Source organism: Sodalis sp. RH15, from assembly GCF_047324255.1.
Lineage (GTDB): Bacteria > Pseudomonadota > Gammaproteobacteria > Enterobacterales > Enterobacteriaceae > Acerihabitans > Acerihabitans ligni.
Genome location: NZ_CP178738.1, coordinates 3,935,550 through 3,948,837, shown reverse-complemented (window position 1 = coordinate 3,948,837; position 13,288 = coordinate 3,935,550). Strand labels below are relative to the sequence as shown.

Here is a 13,288-nt window from a genome sequence, read left to right as displayed (position 1 = left end):
ATATGATGAAAAACCTGACCTGTTTGACTCTGTTGGTTTTCGCCCTGGGCACCGCCTATGGCGCCCACGGCATGGACAATCTGACGCCGTCGCCGGAAGCGGCAGCCCCGGTACGTCCGGTTGCCCCGCCTCAGGCGCCGGCGCGGGATGTACAGCTGCGGTTCGCCAACGTGGCGCCGCCGCCGGGCGCCTTTGTACTGCGCGGCATCAATCCCGAAGGACAAATCGAATTCGGCGTGCGCAGCGATGAAGTGGTCTCCAAGGCCCAGCTCGACCTGGAGTTTACCCCGTCGCCGTCGCTGATACCCATCGAGTCCCATCTCAAAGTCTATCTTAACGACCAACTGGCGGGCATCGTCACCATAACCAAGGATCAACTGGGCAAATCCAATCGTGTCCTGATGGATATCGATCCGCTGTATATCAGCGATTTCAACCGGCTGCGCCTGGAGTTTATCGGCCACTACCAGGATATTTGCGAAAATCCGGCCAACAGCACGCTGTGGCTGGATATCGGCAAAACCAGTTCGCTGAACCTGCACTACCAGCGGTTGCCGCTGCAAAACGAGCTGTCGCATTTTCCGGAGCCTTTTTTTGATGCGCGCGACAGCCGGCCGCTGGTGCTGCCGATGGTTTTCGCCGCCTCGCCGGATGCCGAACAGCAGCGCGCCGCCGCGATACTGGCCTCCTGGTTCGGCGGCCGCGCGCAGTGGCGCGGCCAGACCTTTCCCGTATTGTTCAATCAGTTGCCCGACAGCCACGGCATCATCTTCGCCACCAATGCCCGGCGCCCGGATTTTCTCCATGGCCATGCGGCGGTGGACGGTCCGACGGTGGAGATGATAGCCCATCCCGCCGACCCCTACGTCAAGCTGCTGCTTATCATGGGGCGGGATGACAAGGATCTGGTCAGGGCGGTGCAAGGCATAACCCAGGGAAATATCCTGTTCCGCGGACCGCGCGTGACGGTGGACCAGGTCAGCCAGATAGCGCCCCGCCAGCCTTACGACGCCCCGAACTGGGTGCGTACCGATCGGCCCATGACGCTGGGGGAATTGAAGCAGTACCCGGAACAGCTGGCGGCCAGCGGCATCCAGCCCGCGCCGATACCCCTGACCATCAATCTGCCGCCGGATCTGTTCCTGATCCACAGCTCCGGTATCGATATGCGGCTGAAATATCGCTATACCGCGCCGCAGCGGGAAAACGATTCACGGCTGAATATCAGCCTGAATAATCAGTTCGTGCAGGCCTATACGCTGGTGCCCGATCGGCATCAGGACAGCGCAATCCTGCATCTGCAAATGCTGCAGGGGCTGTTTGATTCGTCGAAAGCGCTGACCATCCCCGCCCTGAAGCTGGGGGCCAACAATCAGTTCAAATTTGATTTTGATTACACCACGCTTTTGTCCAGCGGCGCCGTAGGGCGTTGCGACACCTATACCACCGCCGTCAATCATGTGGTGATTGACGACAGCTCGACGCTGGATTTCTCCGGCTATCGCCACTTTATGCCGATGCCGGATCTGCGCGCCTTCGCCAGCGCCGGTTTTCCCTTCAGCCGTATGGCGGATTTGTCCGAAACCCTGGTGCTGGTGAACCGGCAGCCGGAGCCGGTACAGGTCACCACGCTTTTAAACGCGCTGGGGGAAATCGGCGCGCTGACCGGTTATCCGGCCCTGGGGCTGCGCCTGAGCGATGACTGGTCGCAGGCGAAGAATCTCGACAGCGATATCCTGATGGTGGGCACCATTCCCCTGTCGCTGCGGGACGATCGCAAGATGAGCATGCTGGTGGACGCTACCCAGAGCTGGGTGGAGCAACCCAACCGTCAGGTGCCGCTGCCGGATATGGCGCTGCCGGTGAGCGATGCGGCGCCGGACAGTCAAACCACCGTCAGCGCCCAGGGGCCGCTGGCCGCCATTATCGGCGTCCAGTCGCCGTCGCACGCCCAACGCAGCATCGTGGCGCTGCTGGCCGACAGCCGGCAGGGTTTTGACTTGCTTAACCAGGCGCTGGCGGACAGCGGCAAGCGCGCAGCCATGTTCGGGTCGGTGGCGATTATCCGCGATTCCGGCGTCAACAGCCTGCGGGTGGGGGACATCTACTACGTCGGGCATCTGCCATGGTGGGAACGTATCTGGAATGCCCTGGCGACGCATCCGGTACTGATGGCCATCATCGCCATGCTGTCGGTGGTGCTGGTGGCATTGCTGCTGTGGCGGGGACTGCTTACCCTGACCCGCCGCCGCCTCTCCCCCGATGACCGGGAATAAGGCAGATGCATAATATGCCCCTGATCCGCGGCGCGATGCTGATCCGCAGCGTGATGCTGATCCGCGGCGTGATGCTGATCCGCGGCGTGATGCTGGCCGCGGTTCTGCTGCCTCTTTATCCGCCGCCGGCGTCGGCGGACGTGTCGCCGCGGCAATGGCTGCTAAAACAGGTCCGGGTCGGGGAAGCCGCCCATAACGATCTCCTGGTTCGCCAGTCCCTTTATCGCCTGGAACTGATGGATCCGGATAATCCCGAGGTGATAGCCGCCAGGCTGCGTCTGGCCCTGCGCCAGGGCGACCTGGTCCTGGCCGGCCGGCAACTGGATAGATTGCAGCGCCTGGCGCCGGATTCGGCCCTTACCCGGCAGGCGCGACTGAACATCAGCCTCACCACGACGGCGGCGCAGCAGCAGTTGCAGCAGGCCCGCTTATTGGCGACGGCGGGACGCTTATCCGAGTCCAAGGAGCGGTATGACGCCCTGTTCCAGGGACAGCCGCCGACGGTGGATCTGGCGGTGGAGTACTGGCGGCTGACGGCCCGCCTGCCCGGACAACAGTCCCTGGCTATTGACCGGCTGCTGCAGTTGGACCGGGAGTTTCCCGGCAATGCGGATCTTCGCATACTGCTGGCTAGATTGCTGTTTGCGCAGCGCCGCGACGCCGAAGGCTACGCCTTGCTGCGGCAATTGGCCGATTCCCCTCTCGGCCGCGGCGACGCGCTTGATATCTGGATGGACAATATCAAGGCCATGCCGGTGGGTGAAGGGAGTATCGACGCGCTGCGGCAATTTATCGCGGTTTTTGGCGACGGACAGCAGGTGGCGGAGGCGCGAAAAGAGCTGGCCCGCCAGCAAAGCCTGGCGGAAGACCCTCGTTATCAGGCGCGGCTAAGAGGCCTGGCGGCAGTGGAGGGCGGGGCAAGCACCCGGGCGATTGCCCCCCTGCGACAAGCCCTTCAGCTTGCCCCGGACGATGCCCAGGTCCTGGGGGCGCTGGGACTGGCCTACGCCCGCGCCGGACAGCGCCGGCAGGCCATTGCGCTGTTCGAGCAGGCGCAAAAGGACGATCAGAACGGTTTTCACGGCGATAAATGGCGCACCCTGATCGCCAGCAACCGCTACTGGCTGCTGTTGGACATGGCCGACAGCGCGCTGAAAGCCCATAACCTGCCCCTGGCGCAACAGCAATACCGGCAGGCCCTGCAAATCGACGGCACCCGCAGCCAGGCCTGGGTCGGATTGGGGGAAACGGCCGCCGCCCGATCCGATGATGCCGCCGCCGAGGGATATTACCTGCGGGCGCTGCGCATCGAACCCGACAACGGCAGCGCGATACGCGGGCTGGACGGGATCTATCAGCGCCGATCGCCGCAAAAGGCTTTAGACTTTCTCACCGGTTTGCCGCCGGCCCCCCGTGCCGCCATGCATGACAATATCGTTGATTTACAGATTGAACTGTGGAGCGCGCGGGGGGATGAACATGGGGCCCGGCGGCAGTGGGCACAGGCGGCGGATGACTACCGCCGGGCCCAGCGGCTGGACCCTGACCGGGTGTGGCTAACCTACCGGTTGGGAAAAGCATTGCAGAACGCCGGACAGATACCCCGGGCGGACGCCGTTTTCGCGGCGCTGGCCGCACGCCGGCCGGACGATCCGCAGCAGGTGTATGCCTACGCCCTGTATCTTTCCTCCACCGGCCGGCCGGATCGGACGCTGGCCCGTCTGCAACAGCTTGCGCCGGCGAAATGGAGTCAAGGTATGGGGGAACTGGCGGCGCGGCTGCGGCTGGCGGCCAGGCAGGATAATGCCTCCCGCCTGCGGGACCGGGGCGACGAAGCGGCGGCCATCGCCATGCTGTCAGCGCCGCCGGTGGACAACGGCAGCCGGCTGATGCTGGCGGACTGGGCCTCGGCGCGCAAAGACTACGCCGGCGCGCTGGCGGATTACCGGCGGGTCAGCGCCGATGAACCCGGCAATCGCTCCGCCCGGCTTGGGGAAATCGAGGCATTGGCGGGGCTGGGGCGAAAAGATGAGGCGCGGCAACGGCTGCTGGCTGCCACGGCGTCCCCGGCGTCCGGCCAGAACGACAGCCTCAATACGCAGCGCAGAATCGCCGCGCTTTGGACCGAGCTGGGCGAGCCCCGTAAAGGGCTGGCGCTGTTGAATCGCCTGAAGCCCGCGGCGCTGGGGCAGGGCCCGTCGCAGGCCGATGCCCTGGTATTTCGCGACAGCGCGCGGCTGGAAGCGCAATCCAACCAGCCCCGGGCCGCCTTTGAGGACTATCGGCAAGCCATGGTGGACAGCGGAATCACTGACCGATTGCCCGCGGATCATGATGAGTATACCCGCCTGACCCGCACTCGCCGGGATGACGATTGGCTTAAAAGCGGCATCCGCAGCGACGCGGCGGATCTCGCCCGGCATGAGGAGGTTAACGTTACCCTGGCCCATGATTACTCCTCATCCAGCGGCACCGGCGGCGTTTCTGATTTAACCTCCCATGACACCATGCTGCAGGTGGATCTGCCGTCATGGGACGGACGGGCCTTTTTCCGTACCGATACCATTCAGATGGATGCGGGACGTTTCGCCACCCGCCAAGGGACTTATGATAACCTGTTCGGCACCTGTGCCGGCGTCGGCTGCCATGGGGACACCCGGCAAAGTACCTCCGGCACCAGTCTGGCCGCCGGCTGGCAAAACGACCGCTGGCAGGGGGATCTGGGCACCACGCCGCTGGGCTTCGACGTGGTGGATTGGGTGGGCGGATTGAGCTACAGCGACGTCTGGCAGCATATCGGCTGGACCGCCACCGCGTCGCGCCGGGCCCTGTCCAGTTCCCTGCTGGCGTTCGGCGGCGCCCGCGATCCCGCCACCGGCACGACCTGGGGCGGCGTGCGCGCCACCGGGGTGACCCTGTCCGCCAGCTACGATCGGGGGGAAGCCAACGGGCTGTGGAGCAACGCCGGACTACAGCAGCTCACCGGGCAAAACGTCGCCGACAATGAGCGCGTGCGGCTGATGGCGGGGTATTACCATAAGTTTATCAACGACGATAACCGCAGGATGACGGTGGGCCTGAACGGTATGTGGTGGCGTTATCAAAAGGATCTTAGCGATTATGCCCTCGGCCAGGGGGGGTATTACAGTCCCCAGCGCTACGTTTCGCTGTCGGTGCCGGTGAATTATCGCCAGCGCAGCGACAACTGGTCATGGCAGTTGGGGGGGACGGTGGGCTACTCGCAGGCGAAAACCCGCGATGGGCTGCGTTATCCTTTGCAGGATCTTATTCCCGATGGCAATGTCGATAAGGCTGATATCGAGCAGGGGAGCTCCAGCTCCGGCATCGGTTATACCTTGCTGGCGATGGTGGAGCGGCGTTTGGATGCCCATTGGACGCTGGGGGCGGGCATTGATATTCAGCAGGCCAAGGATTATACCCCAAGCCATGGTTTTATCTATTTGCGGTATGGTTTGGCGGGTTGGGAGGGGGATTTGGATTCCCCTGCGCAGCCGCTGACGCCTTATGCGGATTTTCGTTAAAGCGGCGGCGTTCGCCGCTGCAAGCCGGCAGTGACGGTCTCCCGTAACACGATCTCCCTTTAGCAGGGTCGTTGCTCCATGGGTGATGGCGGGCCTTATATCTTGATTGCCTACCCTGTTCGGGTAACAATCCCCGATTGATCATCGGGAAGTCATGGGTGAGATGGGGGCGGGCCTTGGGCATTGAAGCCTGTAGCTAGACTCATCCCCCATGACTTATCTTCCCTCCGCCATAAAGACCGAACGGTATCTAGCGTGCCATGGGGCGCCAGCCGTTACACTACGCTTTGGCCGCCGTCCACCACCAGTGCCTGGCCGGTGACGTATGAGGACCGGTCGGACAGCAGAAACAGCGCCGCTTCGGCCATTTCTTCCGGTTCCGCCAGTCGGCCCAGGGGGATGCCCGCGCCGAACGGGTGGGATTCATGGCCCTGTTCATCGGTGCTGATGCGTGAGAGGGTCATGGGGGTGCGGGTGATGGACGGGTTGATGGAATTCACGCGGATACCCACCGGTCCGAACTCTACCGCCGCCGCCTGTGCCAGAGAGACAATGCCGCCTTTGCTGGCGCTGTATATGGTGGTCCCCGGCTGGGCTATCTTCGCCAGTACCGATCCGTTAAAAAGAATGGCGCCGCCGTGGCCTTGGCGTTTCATTTGCGCCACTTCTGCCTGCAGGCAGAAAAAGGCGGCCTTGAGGTTGGTGTCCACCACGTTATCCCACACGGCTTCATTCAGGGTTTCGATGGGGCCGCCGCCGGACACGCCGGCGTTATTGAACGCGCAGTCCAGCCTGCCGTATTCGTCCACCACCCGGGCGATTATCTCCGGGATGGCAGCGGTTTGGTTCAGATCGGCCTGGATAAACAGCGCGCTGCCGCCGGCGTGTTCTATTTCCGCCACCACGTCGCGTCCGGCCTGTTCCTGCCGGCCGGTGAGGGCTACCTTTGCTCCTTCGCGGGCGAACAGGATAGCGCTCGCCCGGCCGATACCCGAGGTGCCGCCTGTGACCAGCACGACTTTATTCTTTAACAGTTCCATGGGTTTCCTTTATGGCTGAAGATGTGCCGGCGCGACGGCGCCGGCTTAAAGATGATGACAATTTAGATTACTAATATAATCTAAATTATATTATTACTAACATCTAAATTGTCAATAGAAGGATTTCAGGGGTAAGGTTGATGCGACAGCGGCCGGGTTTCCTGTTGGTCCATTCTTCAATCGATTGGTGGTGAATCCCCTTTTTTGCACTCGATCAGTGCCGCGTGGGGCTGACGCGCGTAAGGCAATAAAAAGTTTATTTCCTGTTTCCGCGTTATCCGTGAGGGTATGTGGAGCGGGCGCCATGCAATGTCCTTGAAACCGGACCGGGTCAAGGTTTCATTCAGCGTATCTTGGGACCAATAATAAGCATCAATACGTTCATCATAGGGAGGATGGCATATATGGAGTTGTACTTTGCTTCCGTCGCGTCTGGGCTGTTGTTCAATCAGTCTGAATCCATAAGGCCGGTAATATTCGGCATCGGGATGAAATTGAGGATGAATCGGTTGGGTTATAAGACGCCCGCCTGGTTTAAGCACGTCGAACATGGCCTGGCACATGGAAAAAAGCGTCGGCGCGTCGGGAGCATAGGGAAAGACATAAATAGCCAGCACAATATCGAATTCAGCCTTGTGCGACGCCTCCAGTGAAGAGGTATAGGTTATGCCACTTTGTTCCTTTTCCTCACGCCGCCGGGCATAATTCAACATTCCTTCAGAAATATCATAGCCCGTCACGTCGGCAGCGCCTTTGGTCTTCAGCAGGCGACTGTAAAATCCCGGACCACAGCCAAAATCAAGTATTTTCAGCCGGGTGATATCCCCCAGACAGGCTTCCAACGCCGGAAGCTCCAAATCTTTACGGTAAGGCCAATGTGCTGCTTCCTCGTAAAGCTCGGCATAGCGATCGAAGGTTGTTTGGTCGAAGGTTTCCGGCACGGGCGTCGTTTCAGACAGTGACGTTCTGCGCCGGGAATTTTTATCGTTCATAAAGCCTCCATTTATGACAAGGGAAGAGATGAAACATTTTCCATATTGTTCTGCTGGCGTGGCGCGCCATCATATCGATATTGATTTCATTCCAGGAATCCGATTTTTTTCATATACGATAAATAGCGGGCCAAAAGCACTCTGTCCGTTTGAGTAAATTTCGGCGCATCATTTCCCGCCAGCGCCGCCTGGGTTTGACCGGTATCATAACGGGGTAAATTTTTGAAGGTTTCCCACACCGTCAAATTGTCATAGACCTCTTCGGACAACATCGGCAGCAAAGGCATAAGAGGATTCGAATATAAGTCAGGATCGTCATATAAACGCTGGATCCATTGTTTATAAGGCAATGGGGACAGCGAATAACCGCATTGTTCGAACAGTTCAAAAAAAGCATTAAAACTGATTGATTGGTCCTCATCCGGAGGAATGAGATGATAAATGTGCCCCAGCCTTCGATTATCAGAGGCAATGGCAAGCAATACGGCACACACGTAATCTACCGTGACAAATTCTTTGCGGTCTCCGGGCAACAAAGGATATGCGCCGGTATTAATGCAGCCTTTGATAAGACGGCCCATAAAATCATCAGGATTGCCCGCGCCGGTCTTGCTATCGGCCATCATAAAACCCGGGCGATATATGGCTAATGGAACACCCCGTTCTCTTGCCTGACATAAAAGGCGCTCAGCCACCCATTTGCTCTGGATGTAACCCAGGGTATATTCCATCCCGGCCAGGTAGGGTGAGATATCGTCTTCTTCAAACAGGCGGTCCACCGGGAATAACAGTCCGGCCGGACCGGTTACCGCGATGGTGGAGATGTAATGCAGCGGCTTGGCTGTGGTCGCTACCGCCAGGCGCAATATATTGATAACGCCGGTTACGTTGGCTTGCCGGTGGGATTGATAAGACTCGATAAAACTTATATGCGAGGCTGTATGAAAAATGATGTCGCACTCCGCAGCCAACCGGCGATATTGTTCCCTATCCAATCCCAGCCGCGGTCGTCCTATATCCCCCGCGAGTGCCGTGATACGCTGGCTGAATGCCTGATTCCACAGGCCGTATTGCGTCAAATTTTGCTGAATACGCAGCATGGCCTTTTCATTGTCCCCGGCGCGTACCAGGCAAAAAACCTGGCGAACCTCAGGACGCAACAGCAAATCACGCAGGACGAAAGCGCCCGTATAACCTGTTGCGCCGGTAAGAAATACCCGGCCGGCGTCAGAATCGAGCCATTCTCGGGGAGGTGAGGGTAAAGGGGCGATGTCTTGCGGCAAACGACTGTCCAGCAGCAAAATAGTGCAGATATCATTTGTTTTATCAGCAGGCTGTGTAAGCAGGCCTATAAGATTGCGCGGCGTCTGGGCATCATAAAGGGCTTGGATGGACAGCCGCACTGCGAAGCGCCGTTTAATCTCCAGCACCAGCCGGGCCGCCTGCAATGACGTGCCGCCCAAGAGAAAAAATTCATCCTCAAGCGTGGCGTGCCGGACATCAAGCACCCGTTGCCAGATGTTCAGCAGCGCGGATTCTACCTCTCCCGCCGGTTCTGCAGATGCGGGCGCCGTTTCTTGAGAATCCGCCAGCGCGGCGCGATCGGCCTTACCGTTTTCATTTAACGGAATTGACCCAACGACATGCAGCCGCGGTAGCATGTAGGCGGGCAATCGCTGCTTCAGCCAATGCGACAGGAAAGCGTGATTGAAATTCACCGGGCTGACGGGAACCACAAAGGCTGCCAGATAGCTCTCCGCCCCCGGTTTTTTCACTACGCAAGCCACCGCCGCCAGCAGTAAGCCGCTTTTCAACAGCTGCGTTTCAATGTCCTCAACTTCTATACGGTACCCTTGCAGCTTAATTTGATTGTCGCGTCTGCCTGCATACATAATGGCGCCATCGCGCCGGCGCCGGCCCAAATCGCCGCTTGCATAGAGCCGCGTGGGCAGGTCGTTTTCGCCAAGCTGCGCCAATACGAATTTTTGCCCGGTTAATTCCGGTTGATTGACATACCCCCTGGCCAGACCGTCGCCGCCGATATAAATTTCCCCGGTCGCATCCTCTGCCACAGGGTGTTTGTCATTATCCAGTATATAAACTTCAGTATTGTTAATCGGTTTTCCGATGGGTATTTCATCCGTGGATAAATCGGCAGCCGCGATAGTGTGGTAAAGCGTGATTGTCGTGCCTTCCGTGGGCCCATAGGCATTCACTATATGATTTGGCCATTCATCGGCAGGGATCATTTTCAGTACATGGGGATTAAAGGTTTCCCCTCCCACCAGTAGATAATTCAATGAACGAAAGGCATGCGGGCAACGCGGCGCCATGAAATTGAATAGTGAGGTTGTCATCAGCATAAAACTGATTGCCTGGTTTTCAAGGACGGCTTCGAGCAGCATCGGGTCAAGCAGCGTTTCTTTGGCAATCAGCACCAGCGAGGCGCCGTTCAGTAACGCGCCCCACACTTCGATCAAGGATGCGTCAAAGGTCGGGTTAGCAATGCAGGCAACGCGGTCGTCGCGGCCGATCTGCATAAAACAGGTGTTCACCACCAGCCGTATGATGCCGCCGGCCTCGATTTCTACGCCCTTGGGCCGCCCGGTGGTACCGGAAGTAAACAGAACGTGGCTGCGGTGTTTTACTCCCGTTTCCGGCAGGGTAATGTCCTCCGGCTGCGCTCCGGGAAGAGAGGCAAGCTTGATGAACCGGGTGGACAACGGCCGCTGTTCAAATGCGGCTTCCGTAACGGTCAGTCTGGCGTGGACTTCCTGGAGCATCATATTAAGCCGATTGTCTGGTAACGCCGGATTCAAGGGAACACAGGTTCCGCCGGCTAACAGTACCGCCAACTCGCAAATAATATATTCTGACCCAGGCAACAGTAATATTGCCACCGGCTCTTCATTTGTAATGCCAACCCGCAGCAAAGAGGCCGCCCCTGACTTAGCCCGTTCCATCACCTGAGCGTAACTTAGCGTCCGCTCCGATGAGATAATGGCGGCATGATCCGGATAGCGTTCAGCCTGCTGCAGAAAAAGGGCCGTCAATCCCGGCTCGATGTGTTCTTTTGAGGGGAAAAATTCGTTATCGACATTCAGGTTATGCTGATTCATTTTGATTTATCCCTGATAGATAGATGATTTTGACGCGAGACTATTAAAATATTTCACAAAATCAGTTATCTAGCGATTCTGGATTGTTCGATAAGATATAGCCGATCGGCCTTGCCGCTAGACGTTAAAGGAATCCTGTCAACAATCTGTAACCGGGGCAACATATAGTCGGGAAGGCGTTGTTTCAATTCATTCATCAATTGGCTAACGGAGAAATTTTCTGCAGCCTTGGGGACAATAAATGCCATTAAATAACCTTCTTCCCCATCTTGGTGTATTCCGCAGACAATGGCGGCTTGCAACATTCCGCTATCCATAAGCTGAACTTCGATTTCTTCAGCCTCGATTCGGTATCCCTGTAATTTGATTATGTTATTTTTTCGGCCTGTAAACATGAAATCGCCATTGGCTTTCTTCCATCCTAAATCGCCGGTTTTATACAGCCGTCTAGCATTGCTATCGCCGTTAAGCTTTACATATATAAATTTCTCCGCTGTTAAATCCGGCTGATTATAATAACCGCGGGACAAGCCGTCCCCACCTATGCAAATTTCGCCAATGACGCCCTCTGAGGTCGGCTGAAGCCGATCGTCCAGAATAAATATATAAGTATTATCAATGGGTTGACCAATAGGGACGTTCCCAGTGTTTATGTCGTCGGCGACAATAGGGTGATAAAGGGTAAAGGTCGTATCTTCCGTCGTGCCATAGACATGATAGATATGCTTCGGACGTTCAATGGCGGGCAGTAAACCATAGGCCTTGAGGTTAAACATTTCCCCGCCAATCATCAAATAATTCAGAGTGCGAAAAGCGGTGGGGCACTGGCTGACAATAAAGTTGAATAAAGAAGGTGTAATCATCAAGATGCTGACATTATTACAGAACATCAGATCGGCCAGCATGTCAGGATCAAGCAATATATGCCGGGGGATGATGACTATCGCTGCTCCATTTAGCAGTGCCCCCCAAATTTCCAATAAACTGGCATCAAAGTCGGGACTGGATATATTACCAAAACGATCATCAATGCTGAGATCGAGATAACAGGTATTGACAACCAATCGCATTATACCGCGCGCCTCGACTTCCACGGCTTTGGGCCTTCCTGTGGATCCCGAGGTGAAAAAAATATGAGTACGATGGTCTGGTTTCATCTTCACACCGGGCAATTCTACATTTACCGGCGCCAGGGGCTGGCCAGCGTCAAGAGAGATAAACTGCGTATGCAGCGCTCGCGTCGCCGTGAATGCATCGGCAAAAGTGAAGCGAACCTCCACTTCCGCTAACATGAAATTCAGCCTTTCGTCAGGGGCAGATACATTAAGAGGCACGCAGGTTCCCCCTGCCAGCAAAACGGCGACCTGACAGATAATCTGTTCAATACCGGCATTAAACAAAATACCTACAGGTGTTTCATCTTTCACACCAAGTTGTAGAAGATAATGGGCCAATTGCTTCGCCCGTTTTGCCAGCTCATCATAGCTTATTCTCTCTTCGCCAGTAATAATGGCGGGATATTCAGGATAGCGGTCAGCATAATCCAGAAAAAGGGTGATTAACGCTGCGGAGCTGAAATCCTTTGTTGTCGGGTTAGAGGCGGTTAATGAATTATTCATATAAGATGATCTCCAATTTTCATGATTTTTCTGATAATAAATAACCCTCAATCATCCTATGGAAAATATAAATGATAACGATTTTTTCGGAATTTAATGAGTTAAGATGTTACTTTGTGCAGAGTTTATTAAGCTAACGTCTACATCTAATTTTTTATCCTCTTTTGTTGCTAACCAGCCTTCAATATCCAATAACCACCATTTTTCAATGTGTAAATCATAAAACCGATGTGTACCTTTACCTCGGAATTCATTCAATGGCAACATCCATTGCTGCCGTTCAGCTTCTTGGGGGAAATTCTTTACAGAGAAATAGTTATACGTCTCCTCGCTTTCTTCGAACGGAATTTCGCGCGCCGCGCCGGTGAATTGCGCACCGTCCAAGCCGACCTGGGATATATTTTGTAGATCAGCGCGAAACAGACTGCCGCTGACATGAGGATTTAGCCGGATATCCTGTGAGTGCCGGGCTGTTTGCATTGAAGACCAGATAATACGTAACGGAGAAAAAGCAGTAACAAAATTCAGCGTTGACGACCATGGCGCGCCATAATCAGAACGACTGGCCAAGGAAAAAAAATGGGCAGTTTCTAATAAATATAAACTTCTTTCTAAAGATGTCATATTAATCTCATTAATTTGTTGTAGAGTGGGACATAACCGGTGGGAATATTTTCCAAAAGTGAACAATAACAAATCG

Annotated in this window: 7 protein-coding genes; 2 read left to right on the top strand and 5 right to left on the bottom strand. The window is 56.3% G+C overall.

The genetic code is table 11. From position 1 onward, the window contains the following. Window positions 1-2 precede the first annotated feature (2 nt). Window positions 3-2,276 carry a cellulose biosynthesis cyclic di-GMP-binding regulatory protein BcsB gene (gene bcsB / locus ACL2XO_RS18000; RefSeq protein ID WP_413741199.1) on the top strand — a complete coding sequence of 758 codons (2,274 nt, stop codon included), beginning with the start codon at window positions 3-5 and terminating at the stop codon, window positions 2,274-2,276. A 71-nt stretch (window positions 2,277-2,347) separates the two neighbouring features. Beyond that, window positions 2,348-5,818: a cellulose synthase complex outer membrane protein BcsC gene (bcsC, locus tag ACL2XO_RS17995; protein WP_413743084.1), complete on the top strand. Its 3,471-nt coding sequence runs from the start codon at window positions 2,348-2,350 to the stop codon at window positions 5,816-5,818. 275 nt (window positions 5,819-6,093) lie between these two features. Here bcsC and ACL2XO_RS17990 read toward each other — a convergent pair whose 3' ends face one another. From ACL2XO_RS17990 to ACL2XO_RS17970, 5 genes are all read right to left on the bottom strand, one after another. Further along, entirely contained in the window at window positions 6,094-6,858 is a 765-nt protein-coding gene (locus tag ACL2XO_RS17990) for an SDR family NAD(P)-dependent oxidoreductase (RefSeq protein ID WP_413741198.1), read from the bottom strand. A gap of 176 nt (window positions 6,859-7,034) precedes the next feature. Further along, window positions 7,035-7,799, bottom strand: coding sequence for a class I SAM-dependent methyltransferase (locus tag ACL2XO_RS17985; protein WP_413741197.1), 765 nt, complete (start codon window positions 7,797-7,799; stop codon window positions 7,035-7,037). Window positions 7,800-7,936: 137 nt separating this feature from the next. Further along, window positions 7,937-10,969: an amino acid adenylation domain-containing protein gene (locus ACL2XO_RS17980; protein WP_413741196.1), complete on the bottom strand. Its 3,033-nt coding sequence runs from the start codon at window positions 10,967-10,969 to the stop codon at window positions 7,937-7,939. A gap of 65 nt (window positions 10,970-11,034) precedes the next feature. After that, complete coding sequence (locus tag ACL2XO_RS17975) at window positions 11,035-12,588, bottom strand: amino acid adenylation domain-containing protein (RefSeq protein WP_413741195.1); 1,554 nt, start codon at window positions 12,586-12,588, stop codon at window positions 11,035-11,037. A 93-nt stretch (window positions 12,589-12,681) separates the two neighbouring features. Next, complete coding sequence (locus ACL2XO_RS17970) at window positions 12,682-13,212, bottom strand: pyridoxamine 5'-phosphate oxidase family protein (protein ID WP_413741194.1); 531 nt, start codon at window positions 13,210-13,212, stop codon at window positions 12,682-12,684. Between the last annotated feature and the right edge of the window lie 76 nt (window positions 13,213-13,288).